The sequence below is a fragment of the Comamonas sp. Y33R10-2 genome (assembly GCF_019355935.1).
Taxonomy (GTDB): domain Bacteria; phylum Pseudomonadota; class Gammaproteobacteria; order Burkholderiales; family Burkholderiaceae_C; genus Comamonas.
In genome coordinates, this window is sequence record NZ_CP079925.1 from 1,458,123 (window position 1) to 1,472,777 (window position 14,655).

Consider the following 14,655-nt stretch of genomic DNA (forward strand, 5'->3'; position numbering starts at 1 on the left):
GGCTCTTGCTGGGCGCCTCTTTGTTGGGGCATGCCTGATTGGCGGGCATTTAGCTAAAGCGCTGCACTTGCAGCACTTTTTTATGCATAGCTGTTTGCGCTTGCTGGAGATTGGTTTCCAAGTCTCTTGGATGGAAAACCTTTGAATTGCTGCGCTGGCCGGTATTGTTTTTGTTGCTATTCCATGACTTGAAACCACTCACCCAGCTGCGCGCGGGTAGTTTGCGTCTGGTTGACGGGGGCTGCATCATCGGCCCAGCCTAGCGCCATGCCGCAGACGATGTGTTTGTGCTCGGGCAAGCCCAGTACGCGGCGCACGGTGGCAGGGTAGGAGGCCAGCGCCCCTATGGCGCAGCTGCCCAAGCCCATGGCGGCGGCAGCGAGTTGCAGGCCGTAGAGCGTCATGCCCAGATCCATATAGCCGCCGGGGCCGTAGTGAGAGTCGATGGTGATGACCAGCGCCACGGGCGCATCAAAGAACTGGTAGTTGCGCGCAAACTGCGCCTCGCGCCCGGCGCGATCATCGCGGGTTACGCCTAGAGCGCCGTACAGCGCCTGGGCTGAGGCGACTTGGCGCTTGCGCAGCTGCATGGGCATGGGGCGAGGGAAGTAGGCATAGTCCTCACACTCCGGCACTTGATTTTTAACGTCATGTAGCAGAGCTATGCTCAGTTGCTCACGCACAGCGCCGCGCACAGCAATGATTTGGCCGGGCTGCAGGTTGCCGCCGCTGGGGGCTTGGCGGGCGGTGCTTAGCAGTTGTTCAAGCAGTGCATCGGGCACAGGGTCTGGCAAAAATGCACGGGTAGAGCGGCGCTGCTGCATGAGACTCAGCATGGCCGTGTTTTTGGATGAATTCTCGGTCTTGTCAAGGTCGTGCATGGACTTGCAGCTATCAAATTGATTAAAGCGTTAAAGGGTTTCCGCCAAGCCACTGCACCAGCGTGGCAGCGCCAATGCCGCCCGCGCCGGCAATGGCGGCCATGCCTAAAGACTGTTTTTTTGAATCAGATTTGGCACTGCTTTGAAGCCGTGCCAAGCATCGCACCAAGGCAATAGCGCCCGATGCACCGATGGGGTGGCCGCGCGCCAGACCGCCGCCCTGTGTGTTGATTTGCACAGGCGTAAGGCCTAGTGCCTGGCAAAAGGCCAAGCCTTGCACGGCAAAGGCGTCATGCAGCTCTAGTGCAGATAGGGTATGGGCTGGTAGCTCTTGTTTTGAGAGCGCTGTCATTGGCAGTACTTTCGCTGCGCGTTTGAGCACTAAGTGCGCGGCATCAATAGCTGCCAGTAGCGGCGTTTCAGGTGCTGCGCCAATGGATGCGCTGGCCAACCACAGGGCGCGGGCTTGAAAGTTCCAGCGGGTGCAAGCCTCGGGAGTGGCCAGCAAGATCAGGGCAGCGCCGTCAGCCTTGGCAGACACCGTTAAGGCGCTGAGGGCGTGGGCATTAAGGTCGGCTTGATTGGCGTGGCTAACTTCAGCCACCGCGACTGCTGGCATACGCGCTGCACGTTCGGGCGTGATGGTGCGCGGATACGTGTCGTGAGCCAGACCCGCAACGGCGGTGATTTCTGCACTCAGGCTGGCTTGCCCAGCTGCGGCCCGTGCGTGGCTGAGTAGCGCATATTGTTCTTGCTGGCTACGGCTGTAGCCATGCTGCTGTGCGTAGTTGGCGGCAGATTGCAGCATGTCGGGGTCACGCGCTGGGTCTGGGGCGAAGGCTGGGCGCTCGTAGCTTTGCGGGGCATCGCTCGCGTGCGTGGGCCGCATCTGGCGAATGGGGGCGCGGCTCCACGCCTCGGCGCCGCCGGCAATCACCACCTCGGCTTGGCCCGATTGAAGCAAGCCCACAGCCATGGCAATAGCGTCTAAGCCTGAGCAGCATTGCGTATCCACGCTGTGCGCCGCGCAGCTGTCGGGCAGGCCTGCGGCTAGAGCCAGCAGGCGGGCGGGGTTGCCACCAGCGCCCATTGCGTTGCCCAGCACCACAGCATCTACCGCTTGGGCAGGCAGGCCGGTTTGCGCCAGCAAAGCTTGCAGCACGGGCGCGGCTATTTCATGGGCTTGCAAGTGGCTGAGCGCGCCGCCCACAGGCGCGACCGGGCTGCGCGACCAAGCGATGATGGGCGTGTGCTTGTGTACTTGCTTGTGTTCGTGCATGAGCATCGGTTTCAGGCCTGCAAGGGCTGAAGTTCAGGCAAATCGCTGCGTGTGGTTTGCAGCGCCAAGCCCAGTTTGCCGTGGTCAGTTTTGCCGCTGGCGGTGTAAGGCCAGTCTTTGCAAACCCACCATTGACGCGGCAGCTTGAAGGTTTGGGTGCGCTCGCGCAGCCATTGGCTCAATGCCAGTGCGCTGGGGCGTGGCTCGGGCATATCCGCTCGCCATTGCAGCACGGCCTGCACTTGCATACCGCGCAGTGTATCGGGGCAGCCTTGTACCGAGGCATGGGCGATGTGCGGGTGCTCGGTCAGCAGGTTTTCAAGCTCTTCGGGAAACAGGTTTTTGCCTTGCGTGACGATCATGCGGCTTTGCCTGCCCGCCAAGCACAGCATGCCGCTCTCGTCGATATGGCCCATGTCGCGCACAGATAGCCAGTCTCCATCGCGCAGCACGGCGGTGGGGTCATGGGCGTCGCCCACATAGTCCATGAACAGCATGGGGCTGCGGATGTAGATCAGGCCGTCCGATGATGGGTTGGACATGTTGGCACTATCGACTTCATCAGCTCGGATCTGTAGCTCGACATTGCTGAATGGCCTGCCCACGGCATTCGGGCTGCAGGTTTCATCGGCATCCATCCACGACACAAAGCTGGCCTCTGATGCGCCGTAGAACTCAATGATGCGAGCTTTGGGGAATAGGGCGCGCAGCGCGGGCGTGTGGGCGCGCATCCAGCGTGCGCCGCTGATGGTGATGAGCTCGATCTCGGGGATAGGGGGCAGCTTGCGGTGCTCGGCCCATTGCAGCATCAGCAGCAACTGGCTGGGTACGGTGATGAGGCAGGGCGTATGGCCTTGGGCCATCGTGCTCAGACAGCGGGCCGCAGAAAAGCGCTCTTGCATGACCGCGCCCACGCCATACCAGATGCCCTGCAGGGCGCCAAACAAAAACAGCGAGTGCGAGATGCGCCCCGGTGCCAGCGTGCGCTGGGCTACCACAGGGCCAAAGTCTTTCAGGCCTACGCGAAAGCTCTCTGTCCACGACTGGTGGTGGCGCTTAAAGCCTTTGGGCAGGCCTGTGCTGCCCGAGGTAAAGCCAACGTAAAAAGGCGTGTTGGCTGCTGATGTGCTTAGCTCGCAAGGCGTATTGGGTAGCCAGCTTTCAATGCGCTGGCGCACGGTGGCTTGCCAATCTGGGTCGGCAATGGCTGCGCAGCGGCCGCTGTAAATGGTGGCGAGAAAATCCACCAACTGCATGAGCGTTGATTGTTTAGTGTCTAGCAGCCGTATTTGCGCTGCGCGCTGGGCTTGCAGTTGGGCGGATTGCTGTTCTACGGCGGTATGCAGCTGAGCAAAAGTGAGCGTGCCGGCTTCGCTCTCAAGGGCAACTACATCAGGGCGGTTCTGGGCCCAATGCGCCAGCGGGCCGTGTACCAGTTGCCAGAAGTCTTGCAAAGGAGCGCAAGCAGGCAAAGCACTCACATCGCCTTTGTTCATCGACGCCCGCCAAAGCGCCAGTCAGGCATGCCGCGAGCCACGGTATGCACGATGATGGCGCAAAGAATGCACTTGATGATGTCGCCGGGCACAAAGACCAGCGTTACTTTGAAGGCTTGGGCCAGGCTCATATTGGCCAGCAGCATCAGCCCTAAAACGCCAGAGGCATGCATGCACAGCAGGCCGCCGAGCAAAGAGGCGATGAAGGCGCTGATGGCCGTGCGGCGCGGTGTGCTCTGGGGTAAGGCCGCCATCACCGCACCGGTAATGCATGCAGCCAGTGCAAAGCCTAGCAAATAACCGGCTGAAGGCGCGAGAAAAGCACCAATGCCGCCGCGCCCGCCAGAAAGCAGCGGTAAGCCCACGGCCACGGCGGCGAGAAACAGCAGCATGGATTGCAGACCGCGCCACGGCCCGAGCATGACGCCAGCCAGCATCACGCCCAGTGACTGGATGGTGATTGGCACACCCAAGGGCAAATCGATCTTGGGAATCAGCCCCAGCACAGCCATCAGCGCTGCGAACAGCGAGACCTGAGCCATGGAACGTGCGCCTTGGCGCGATACGGTGTGTGAGGAAGTCTGGCCCATCATGTCTCCGATCAGTTTTAAAACCCTAGCCTTGCCCATAGAGCATCAGCAACGCGGCGCGTGGCCTGCAGCATATGAATCGTCAGCGGCGCAATCAAGCGCAGGCCTCCGCTTTTACCGGTGCGCAAGCGGTAGGCATCGTCGAGCTTTTTCCATTGCACAAAAAAGTGCTCGGTAAAGCGCAGCATCAGCGCAATTTGCATGGCGATGCGCTCTGTGGGTATACCGAGCTTGGCCAGTGGCGAGAGTAGCCATTCCAGCACCTCTACCAAGTCGCTGGGTCGTGTGGTGATGGTCAGCGCAATGCCTAAAGCCGATGCGCAAATCAGCCGCAGTGCGCTCACCGTGGCAAGGTTGTAGTTGCCCATGAAGGCATGAAAACCCGCCACCAAAAGCGCGGCGATGATGACCGAGTGCATAAGCTTGCGCGCCACTTGCGTGGCGGGGCCTAGCGACAGCCAAAAAATCACGCAAAACGCCCCGCAGCCAGCTAACCATAAGGAGGAGCTTGTTAAAAATAATAGCGTGCCGAAGACCGCCAGCAGCAAGAGCTTGAGCCCGGCTGGCCAGCGGTGCAGCCACGTGGTGTATTCGCTGTAGAGGCTACCCATGTGGCACTTTGCTTGCGTTGGTTTGTTCGGCAGATATCTCCTGCGCCACGGCGGCCTGATATGCGCTGCAAACCTCACGCCCGGGGCCGTCGCCGCGCAACTGGCCTTGTTCCAGCCAAATCACACGCTCAAAGTCGTGCACATGCTCAAGCACATGGGTGGAGAGCAAAATTTGCTGCGGCGCAGCAGCAATGTCGCGGGCAAGGCGCGCTTGGCCGGGCAAGTCCAAGCTGGCAAAAGGCTCATCGAGCAGCAGCACTTGGGGCGATGCAATCAGCAGCGACAGCCAGCAGACCTGCTGGCGCTGGCCTTGGCTCAGGCTGCTGATGGCCCGATCGGCCCAGTGCAGCAAGCCGCGCTGGGCCAAAAATTCGCGGGCGCGGGCTTTGGCTTGTTGCTTGTTCAGCCCTTGGGGGCGCAGGCCTAGCGCCAAATCTTCCTCCACCGTGGGGAAAATGATTTGGTCATCGGGGTTCTGAAACATCAGTCCTACGAGGCCGGGGTTGTTTTGGCGCGCCTCAAGCAGTGCTTCGTCATTCACCAGCACCTGACCGGATTGCGGAGCTTCAAGCCCGCACAGCAAGCGAAACAGGCTGGACTTGCCCGCGCCGTTATTGCCAATGACGCCGATGCGCTTTTCTTGCATCTTCAGATTGAGCCTGTCAAACACGGTGGTCTGGCCGCGCTGCAAGCGGATATCGATCAATTGCATATGGCCGCTCATGCCCTGGCTCCCGGCTGTGAGTGGGAGGTGGCGAGAGGCGCGGCTTGATGGATACCGTGAAGATGAAAGCTGAACATAGGAAGCGGGCTAGCGAGCGAAACCTTGGCCCTGAATCGCCAAGATGGATTCAGGCTTGCAATGCAGGCGGATTCTAGTCCTGCAAGCGTGCTTTCAAAAGCTCGTAACTTGCGCGCTATTTATATGAATTTCCTATAAGAAATGACTTCTTCACTTCAAGTGCATGAGGGAAGAAATTTGGCAGCGATTTGACCGTGGTTTGGCTGCCGTTGATGGGTAGATGTAGCAAAGATGGCGTGAGAGTTTTTTACACGCTTGCAATTTGTTCTCTTCGTCACGCAATGTCGCTTAACTTTTGGATATGCGAATGGGGTGATCACGGAGTTTGTCCGTCGTTGCCGGTGTTTTGACGGGTGTTGTTGCGCAAATTAGCTAGAGCAGCTTGCAAGGCAGCACTCAAATGCCTGATTTCGCACTAGAAAGCTGATTTTTTACCGTGCGCGGGGCAAAAAATGAGTGCGAAAAAAATTTCACTTAAGCCAGTTTGAGGGCGAAAAGAGACTCCCTGGACTCCAGCCTCATGACTCAAGCTCTTTAGAGGGGCTAACACAACTGAGCAAATCGAAGATTTGCGATTGAGACGAGGCGCGAAGCAGCAGGCAGTACATACTTACGACAAGGCTAATCAACGACGTATCAAGGGTTTTGTTAGCGGCTCTTACTTAATGCTTGCTATTTGCCTGTGCGCTGCCCATCGCATCGATGATTGCTACGCCAGTTTCTTGCACGCCGGGGGCGTTAAAGCCGGGGCCGGGGGTCACGGCGGGGTGCGTCAGCAGCTTTTCAGTCATGCTCGGCTGGGGCGGCGTTGCTTCGGCCTGTGCCTCTTGAACGGCTTGGGCAGGCGCAGGGTCTTGCGCGACGGCAGGAGTTTGCTCTGGTGATGCTTGCTGCGTTGACTTTAGGTAATCGTTGTAGCGCTTATAGGCTTGGCGCTCGGTGCGGGCCTGCTCTTGCTTGTCTGCATATTGAGAGTACTGATAGGCGACAGTACCTAAGATTAGGGATGCAAGCAAAAATACAGCGATAGCCGTAAAAACGTAATTGACATCAGAACGCGGAACTGAATTTTGACGAGCGGCAGGGGTGGGGCGATGAATGGACATGAAATGTGCAGCCCAAGATTAGCGAAGTAATCTCTGAGCTAAAAATTATCTAACTGTTTTTAGAGTAACAAAAAACAGTCATCCCAACCTGTCATAGCGGCATTTATTACGAATTGATCGCTTCTTGATGGTTGTATGCCTTTACTTTGCGCATCAATTTAAAGTGAAAAAAAGCCGGAGCGTTTTAAACGCGCTCCGGCTTTTTGTGGGGCAGCTATCAGTATTAGACGGCTGCGATTTGCTCTTTGGCTGCTTGCATTGCGGCAGCTTTGGCTTCTGGGCCCATGGCCACGCCTTCAGCGCGCACGATGCTGAAGTCAGTAATACCCATAAAGCCGAACATCACTCGCAAATAGCTTTCTTGATGTTCCATGGCTTGGCCGATTTCGCTGGTGAAGTAAGCGCCGCCGCGAGCGGAGGCAACGATGACCTTTTTGTTACCAGCTAGGCCGACGGGGCCTGTGGCGGTGTACTTGAAGGTGTGACCAGCTTGGGCGACACGATCTAACCATGCCTTGAGTTGGCTAGGAATGGTGAAGTTGTAAAAAGGTGCGCCCACAACGATGACATCAGCGGCCATGAACTGCTTGAGCAGGGCGGCGGTCAAGGCGTTTTCTTGACGCTCAACTTCTGTCGTCGCTTCTTGGCCGGTGCGAAAGCCCAGCGACTGTGCGCTTAAGTGGCTAGGAGCGTTGACAGCCAGATCGAGGTAGTCCACCTTGGCCTGTGCATTGGCTTGCTTGAGGCTGGAGACAATATCGGCCGTCAGTTCGCGAGTGACAGAGCTGGAGCCAGTGATGGCGGAGTCAATGTGCAGGATTTGCATATAAGTATCGATCCAGTTGGTTGGAGAATAAGTTCTGCCCAGAGCAGATGTGTTGCTGAGCTGCGGAAAAGCAGCGTTGCGTTTCGAAATTTTCTGAATTTGATTGTAATTTTGAAGAGAGTGGCCGATAAGCCTGCAAAAATGCGATTGATCGTTCTAAATATGAACTCAATCTCTTTCAATCGAGCCCAAGGATGTGTGCATGGTGGATCTCAATGACATGCTGTATTTCGTCGAAGTGGTCGAGCGCGGTGGCTTTGCCTCGGCAGGGCGGGCGCTAGGCATTCCCAAGTCCCGCCTCTCGCGCCGTGTGGCGGAGCTGGAAACGCATTTGGGTGTGAGGCTGCTGCAGCGCACCACCCGCAAACTCTCTTTGACGCAGGTGGGTGAGACCTTTTTGCGCCATGGTCAAGCCATGCGCGATGCGGCGTTGGCCGCATCTGATGCCGTGGCTGAGGTGCAAACGGAGCCACGTGGCACGATTCGCGTCACTTGCCCAGTGACGTTGGCGCAGACGGTGCTGGGTGAGTTGATTCCTGACTTCCTCAAACAATGCCCGCTGGTGCATGTAGAGATGCAGGTCACCAACCGCCCTGTGAACTTGGTGGAAGAGGGGGTTGATGTAGCGCTGCGTGTGCGCGGTAATCTGGACGATAGCGGCTCTATGGTGGTTAAGCGGCTAGATAGCTCGCGTCAGATTTTGGTAGCCAGCCCAGATCTGCTGCAGCGCCAAGGCACGCCCAGATCGTTGGAAGATTTACAGCTGCTCGATAGCTTGGCGATGTCGGCTGTTGATGGCCAATCCACCTTGCTGCTGGTGGGGCCCGAGGGCAAAGAGCACCGCTTGCAACTGCAGCCGCGTTATGTGGTGGATGATTTGCTGACACTTAAGTTTGCGGTGCTTGCCGGCAGCGGCATGTGCTGGCTGCCTGACTACATGTGCCATGACGAATTGACCCAAGGGAGCTTGGTGCAGCTGCTGCCGCAATGGGCGCCGCCCTTGGGCATTGTTCACGCCATCTTTCCATCACGACGCGGACTAGCACCAGCAGTGCGGCATTTTCTGGACTTTTTGGGTGAGCATCTCACGGGTAGTCGCATCTCGGCGCTGCAAAAGACGCTGACTGGGGTGGACGTTAACGAAGAGGGCTGAACCTTCAAAGCTATTTAAATGGCATTAGCTTCTGCGTATAAGGTAACAACAAATCATTCGTTGGGATTTGTGGGCTGACTGCCCACAATGCGCCTCATGTAAGCAGATCAAGAGCGTTTGGTCCTTTTGTATACTTTTTCGTATACAGCCTCAATGCGCTCTCAGACCGCAGGAGGCTCAATGCAATCCCCATTTCGAATCGTGATCGTGCCAGGCTGGCGCAACTCAGGCCCCGGCCACTGGCAAAGCCTATGGGCAGAGCAATTGCCCGGTGCTGTACGTGTAGAGCAGCAAGACTGGCTGGTGCCGCACTGTGATGCATGGGTGGGCGAGCTGGAGAAGGTGCTACTGGCCGATGAGCGCCCTGCGGTGATTGTGGCTCACAGTCTTGGCTGCATTACGACAGCGCATTTAGGCGAAGCCGCCGCAGCCCGTGTACATGGCGCTTTATTGGTAGCCCCGGCAGACCCTGAGCGCCGCGCTCAGCTGGCAGATTTTGCGCCCGTGCCTTATGCACCCCTGCCGTATCGCAGCGTGTTGGTGGCCAGTAGCAACGACCCGTTTTGCCCCATACGCCGTGCTGGTGCTTATGCAAGAGCTTGGGGCAGTGAGCTGGTGCGACTGCAAAACGCAGGCCACATCAACATCGAGTCGGGCTACGGCGCGTGGCCTCTGGGCCTAGCATTGCTTCAATCCTTGATGCATGTAGGCAGTTGGCAGGGCGATTTTCCCCACTCTTCAGGGGAAGACTTGAAACCGGCGCTGGCTGCCTGAGGCTAAGCGCACCCTAAGCGTCAATTATTTTGATAGCTGAATGTCCTTGATATATAAGGACATTGAGCTAATTTCATGCATTAATTGATGCTTGAAATTTTCTATATATCAAATTACAGAAAAACAAAGAAGAATATATTCGTTTGAGTTTTAAGAGCTTGTTCGCACAATGCCTACATCTTCATACACAGCGTTAGAAAGGCTGCGAAGCATGCACTCCTTAAAGCTCAAAACATTGCTGGCTTCGATTGCTCTTGCCACTGCCGGTATGGCATCGGCACAGACTCAGTTGCTCAATGCCTCTTACGACGTGGCGCGTGAGTTCTACAAGGACTACAACGCAGCTTTCATCGCTCATTACAAGAAGACCAAGGGCGTGGACATCAAGGTCGATCAGTCGCACGGCGGCTCCAGCTCGCAAGCGCGCGCAGTGAACGACGGTCTGGCTGCTGATGTAGTGACCTTCAACACAACCACCGACGTAGACTTTCTGGCCCAAAACGGCGTGGTCGCCAAGGACTGGAACAAGAAGTTTGCCCACGACGCATCGCCCACCACCTCGACCATGTTGTTCTTGGTGCGCAACGGCAACCCCAAGAACATCAAAGACTGGTCTGACCTGATTCGCCCTGACGTGAAGGTCGTGGTCGTCAACCCCAAGACCGGTGGCAATGGCCGCTACGCATATCTCGCCGCTTGGGGTTCGGTCCGCGAAAAGGGCGGCACCGATGCGCAAGCCGCTGAGTTTGTGCAAAAGCTCTACAAAAACGTGCCCGTGCTAGGCAAGGGCGGGCGCGACGCAACCAGCATTTTCTTGCAGCGCAATATTGGCGATGTATTGATTACGTTTGAATCTGAAGTCGTGTCCGTGGACCGCGATTTTGGCCAAGGCAAGGTGGATGCGGTTTACCCATCCGTGAGCGTTGTAGCTGAAAACCCGGTGGCTGTGGTCGAGCGCACTACTGCCAAAAAGGGCACGACCCAACTGGCAACCGACTATCTGCAATGGCTGTACTCCGACGAAGCTCAGGAAATTGCGGCCAAACACGCAATTCGCCCACGCTCTGAAGCCGTGCTCAAAAAGTACGCCACTCAGTTCAAACCCATCAAGCAGTTCACCGTGGCCAAGTACTTTGGCTCTCTGACTGAAGCGCAAAAAGTGCACTTCAATGATGGCGGTCAGTTTGACAAACTCTACAGCCCAGGCAACTAAAGAGCTGACCCAGAGCCGCTTTGGCTCACACCTCTCTTGTGATGCAAGAGAGGGTTCATACACTCGCTGCGGGACGGCCCTGGCTCAATGTTTTTGAGCAGGGCCGTGCTTGATTGACCGGCAGTGAAATCTTTCCAAGCTCTGTCTTTAAATATGTCCTCTGCAGTTATAGCTCCCGGCAAGGTGCGAAGCGCCAAGCGAGTGTTGCCCGGTTTTGGGTTAACGCTGGGCTACACCATCTTTTATTTGAGCATCGTGGTGCTCATCCCATTGATAGCGCTGGTGTCCGCCAGCTTTAGTTTGACGTGGGAGCAGTTTTGGAAGGCCGTTTCCTCGCCTTCTGTGGTGGCGTCTTATCAATTGTCTTTCACCGCATCCTTCATTGCAGCTTGCGTGAATGTGGTCTTCGGTATGCTGATTGCATGGGTGCTGGTGCGCTATCAGTTCCCCGGCAAAAAGGTGGTGGATGCCTTAGTCGATCTGCCCTTTGCCTTACCAACAGCAGTGGCCGGTATCTCTTTGTCGGCGTTGTATGCCGGTAACGGATGGATTGGCCAGTACTTCGAGTCGCTGGGCATTCAAATGGCATACAACCCCAAAGGCATCGTGATTGCGCTGATCTTTATCGGTCTGCCTTTTGTGGTCCGTACCGTGCAGCCTGTGCTGGAAGACTTCGAAAAGGAGCTGGAAGAGGCGGCAACCAGCTTGGGTGCTTCGCGCTGGCAAATTTTCTACAAGGTGATACTGCCGCACATCGGCCCAGCCTTGTTGACAGGCTTTGCCATGGCTTTTGCCCGCGCTGTGGGCGAGTACGGCTCGGTGATTTTTATTGCTGGCAATATTCCCATGGTCTCGGAAATCACTCCGCTGATCATCATGGCCAAGCTCGATCAGCATGACTTGGGCGGCGCAACCGCCGTGGCTTTGGTCATGCTGCTTATTTCTTTTGTATTGCTGCTGCTGATTAACGCTTTGCAAGCATGGCAGCGCAAGGCGCAGGGAGGCCGCTGATGTCTACGATTCATGCAGCCATGCAAACGCTGTTTCCTAATCTACTGCCGATCTGGACCAACCTATTCGTAGGCATCGTTGTCGTAGTAGTCGCACTGCTGGTGCTCTACCAACTCACGGCCCCGGCTAAAAGCACCAAGCTTGAAAAAATGAGCACGACCGAGCCCCGCTGGGTGCGCTGGGTGCTGATCACCATTGCCATGCTTTTCATGGTGCTGTTTCTCATCTTGCCTCTGCTCTCCGTCTTTGGCGAAGCGCTGCGCAAGGGCTGGGATGTGTACGTTGCGGCGCTGAGCGAGCCTGATGCACTGTCGTCCATCAAGCTGACGTTCATCACTGCGCTGATTGCCGTGCCGCTGAATCTGGTGTTCGGCGTGGCAGCGGCTTGGTGTATTGCCAAGTATGAGTTCAAGGGCAAGGCCTTTTTGACCACGCTGATTGATCTGCCGTTCTCCATTTCGCCCGTGGTGGCAGGTTTGATGTACGTGCTGGTCTTTGGCGCCAATGGCTGGCTGGGCCCATGGCTTGCGGCCAACAATATCCAGATCATCTTTGCCGTGCCCGGCATTGTGCTGGCCACCATCTTTGTGACCTTCCCCTTCATCGCCCGTGAGCTGATTCCTTTGATGCAGGCGCAAGGAACGGATGAAGAGCAGGCCGCTGTGGTACTGGGTGCTTCTGGCTGGCAAACCTTCTGGCATGTGACCCTGCCCAACATCAAGTGGGGCTTGGTTTACGGCGTGATCTTGTGTAACGCCCGCGCTATGGGGGAGTTTGGTGCCGTGTCTGTGGTCTCCGGTCATATCCGTGGGCAGACCAACACCATGCCGCTGCATGTGGAAGTGCTGTACGCCGACTATCAGGCCGCTGCCGCTTTTGCCGTGGCATCGCTGCTGGCGCTGCTGGCTTTGGTGACGCTGCTCATCAAATCGATAGCCGAATGGCGCGAAGAACAACAGGCCAAAGCATCTGTGGATGCCCCTCCTGAGCGCCCTAGCCAGATCAGCCAAAACTCGAACAAAACCGCCACGGCAGCCTGAGCTGTCTGGACATCAAGCAGAGATTCATCATGAGTATCGAAATTCGTAATGTCAGCAAGCAGTTCGGCGACTTTCAGGCGCTGCGCGATGTCAGTCTGGATATCAAGTCGGGCGAGTTGATTGCCTTGCTTGGCCCTTCGGGCTGCGGCAAAACGACGTTGCTGCGCATCATCGCGGGTCTGGAAACTGCCGATGTGGGCACCATTCACTTCAGCGGTGAAGACACCACGGATGTGCATGTGCGTGACCGCAACGTCGGCTTTGTGTTTCAGCACTACGCCTTGTTCCGCCACATGACGGTGTTTGAAAACGTGGCTTTTGGCCTGCGTATCAAGCCTCGCAAAGAACGCCCCAGCGAAGCCGTGATCAAAGAAAAGGTCATGAAGCTGCTCAAACTGGTGCAGCTGGACTGGATTGCGGATCGCTTTCCTTCTCAACTGTCTGGTGGTCAGCGCCAGCGTATTGCGCTGGCCCGTGCGCTGGCGGTAGAGCCGAAGGTGCTTTTGCTAGACGAGCCTTTTGGCGCTTTAGACGCCAAGGTGCGCAAGGAGCTGCGCCGCTGGCTGCGTCAGTTGCACGATGAGCTGCATGTGACTTCGATCTTCGTCACCCACGACCAAGAAGAAGCGCTGGAAGTGGCTGACCGCGTGGTCGTTATCAACCAAGGCAAGATCGAGCAAGAAGGCACGCCCCAGCAGGTTTGGGACAACCCGGCCACGCCATTTGTTTATGGTTTCTTGGGTGATGTCAACTTGTTCAAGGGCCGTGCCCGTGATGGCCGTGTTTACTTGGACGACGGCATGCAAATGGACAGCTCTGATGCCCGCGGTGCCAATGACAGTCAGGCCTTTGCCTATGTGCGCCCCCATGACTTGGAGGTGGAGCGCTATTCACCCGGCCAGAATTTGGATGCGCAGGGCCGCCCCACAGGCATCGTGGCCCAGTTGTCGCGCGCGATTGTGGTCGGCCCCATCGCAAGGCTGGAACTTATTCCGTCTGAAGCTACACCAAACGCTAGCAATGCCGGTGACGAAGGAATCATTGAAGCCCATATCCCTTCGCAACAGTTCAAAGACATGGGCCTGCGCGAAGGTGAAACCCTGGTGGTGACACCGCGCCGCGCCAAGGTGTTTTTGGATGAGGCTGCGGGCATTTAATTCGCCCTGAGGCGCTTTGCGCCTTCCCCCTGAGGGGGCAACGATTTTTGCCGTAAGGCGTCGTTGCCATCGTCCTCTGCGAAAGGGAAGATGCATGCCACAGAGCGGAATCCTCTAACTCTGTTTAGGGGGAGTTATCCTTGTTGCTGGCATGATCCGAAAATTTCGCAGAAAGAATATTGATGCTTCAATGGTTTACCGCCGCGCCACGGCGCACTCTGGCCCTGATGAGCGCTGCTTGTGTGGCCATGCTGGCTTTTGGCATGTATTTGCAGCATGTAGTGGGGCTTGAGCCTTGCCCCATGTGTATCGTGCAGCGCTATGCACTAATTTTGGTAGCCATCTTCACGGGCTTGGCAAGCCTTAGTGGCAAAAAAGGCTGGTGGATGAGCTTTAGCGTACTGGCTTTGCTGGCCAGTGGTTTTGGCGCTTTTGTGGCTGCACGTCAAAGTTGGCTGCAGTGGTACCCGCCTGAATTTGCGACCTGCGGGCGCGACTTTTACGGAATGATTGAGCACTACTCTTTCAGCCGCTCGATCCCTATGATTTTCCAAGGCTCAGGTGACTGCGCTGCTATTGACTGGACCTTCATGGGCGGCTCCATTGCCAACTGGTCCTTTATCTGCTTTGCAGTATTTTTTGTTACAACTGCCACGCTGCTGATTAAGGCAGGAAAGTCTAGAAGCTATGCTAGGTGAGGTCTTCTTGCAGTGCCC

15 protein-coding genes are annotated in these 14,655 nt (G+C 56.7%); 7 read left to right on the forward strand and 8 right to left on the reverse strand.

Annotation, left to right across the window (positions count from 1 at the left end):
• Window positions 1–176: 176 nt before the first annotated feature.
• The 8 genes from KUF54_RS06580 to KUF54_RS06615 form a co-directional block, all read right to left on the reverse strand.
• Complete coding sequence (locus KUF54_RS06580) at window positions 177–881, reverse strand: nitroreductase (RefSeq protein ID WP_255576340.1); 705 nt, start codon at window positions 879–881, stop codon at window positions 177–179.
• A 22-nt stretch (window positions 882–903) separates the two neighbouring features.
• Window positions 904–2,160, reverse strand: a complete 1,257-nt coding sequence (locus KUF54_RS06585) for a thiolase family protein (RefSeq protein ID WP_219345847.1) — start codon at window positions 2,158–2,160, stop codon at window positions 904–906.
• Between the two features lie 11 nt (window positions 2,161–2,171).
• Entirely contained in the window at window positions 2,172–3,656 is a 1,485-nt protein-coding gene (locus KUF54_RS06590; RefSeq protein WP_255576341.1) for an AMP-binding protein, read from the reverse strand.
• Window positions 3,653–4,246 carry a biotin transporter BioY gene (locus KUF54_RS06595; protein ID WP_219345848.1) on the reverse strand — a complete coding sequence of 198 codons (594 nt, stop codon included), beginning with the start codon at window positions 4,244–4,246 and terminating at the stop codon, window positions 3,653–3,655. The genes KUF54_RS06590 and KUF54_RS06595 overlap by 4 nt, the downstream gene beginning before the upstream one ends.
• Window positions 4,247–4,263: 17 nt before the next feature.
• Window positions 4,264–4,857, reverse strand: a complete 594-nt coding sequence (locus KUF54_RS06600) for an energy-coupling factor transporter transmembrane protein EcfT (protein ID WP_219345849.1) — start codon at window positions 4,855–4,857, stop codon at window positions 4,264–4,266.
• Window positions 4,850–5,569 carry an energy-coupling factor ABC transporter ATP-binding protein gene (locus KUF54_RS06605; protein ID WP_255576342.1) on the reverse strand — a complete coding sequence of 240 codons (720 nt, stop codon included), beginning with the start codon at window positions 5,567–5,569 and terminating at the stop codon, window positions 4,850–4,852. Before KUF54_RS06605 ends, KUF54_RS06600 begins: the two co-directional genes overlap by 8 nt.
• 752 nt (window positions 5,570–6,321) lie before the next feature.
• Window positions 6,322–6,765 (reverse strand): hypothetical protein, encoded by a 444-nt coding sequence (locus tag KUF54_RS06610; RefSeq protein WP_219345851.1) that lies wholly within the window; start codon window positions 6,763–6,765, stop codon window positions 6,322–6,324.
• A gap of 223 nt (window positions 6,766–6,988) precedes the next feature.
• Window positions 6,989–7,591: an FMN-dependent NADH-azoreductase gene (locus KUF54_RS06615; RefSeq protein WP_219345852.1), complete on the reverse strand. Its 603-nt coding sequence runs from the start codon at window positions 7,589–7,591 to the stop codon at window positions 6,989–6,991.
• Between the two features lie 202 nt (window positions 7,592–7,793).
• Between KUF54_RS06615 and KUF54_RS06620 the strand changes: the two genes are divergently transcribed.
• The 7 genes from KUF54_RS06620 (at window position 7,794) to KUF54_RS06650 (ending at window position 14,637) form a co-directional block, all read left to right on the forward strand.
• Complete coding sequence (locus KUF54_RS06620; protein WP_219345853.1) at window positions 7,794–8,744, forward strand: LysR family transcriptional regulator; 951 nt, start codon at window positions 7,794–7,796, stop codon at window positions 8,742–8,744.
• A gap of 180 nt (window positions 8,745–8,924) precedes the next feature.
• Window positions 8,925–9,518 (forward strand): alpha/beta hydrolase, encoded by a 594-nt coding sequence (locus KUF54_RS06625; protein ID WP_219345854.1) that lies wholly within the window; start codon window positions 8,925–8,927, stop codon window positions 9,516–9,518.
• Window positions 9,519–9,729: 211 nt separating this feature from the next.
• Entirely contained in the window at window positions 9,730–10,731 is a 1,002-nt protein-coding gene (locus KUF54_RS06630; RefSeq protein ID WP_219345855.1) for a sulfate ABC transporter substrate-binding protein, read from the forward strand.
• A gap of 153 nt (window positions 10,732–10,884) precedes the next feature.
• Complete coding sequence (cysT, locus tag KUF54_RS06635; protein WP_219345856.1) at window positions 10,885–11,742, forward strand: sulfate ABC transporter permease subunit CysT; 858 nt, start codon at window positions 10,885–10,887, stop codon at window positions 11,740–11,742.
• A complete protein-coding gene (cysW, locus tag KUF54_RS06640) occupies window positions 11,742–12,782 on the forward strand; it encodes a sulfate ABC transporter permease subunit CysW (RefSeq protein ID WP_219345857.1) in 1,041 nt (346 codons plus the stop codon). The genes cysT and cysW overlap by 1 nt, the downstream gene beginning before the upstream one ends.
• 29 nt (window positions 12,783–12,811) lie before the next feature.
• Window positions 12,812–13,939 carry a sulfate/molybdate ABC transporter ATP-binding protein gene (locus KUF54_RS06645; protein WP_219345858.1) on the forward strand — a complete coding sequence of 376 codons (1,128 nt, stop codon included), beginning with the start codon at window positions 12,812–12,814 and terminating at the stop codon, window positions 13,937–13,939.
• Window positions 13,940–14,121: 182 nt separating this feature from the next.
• Entirely contained in the window at window positions 14,122–14,637 is a 516-nt protein-coding gene (locus KUF54_RS06650; protein WP_219345859.1) for a disulfide bond formation protein B, read from the forward strand.
• The last annotated feature ends 18 nt before the right edge of the window (window positions 14,638–14,655 follow it).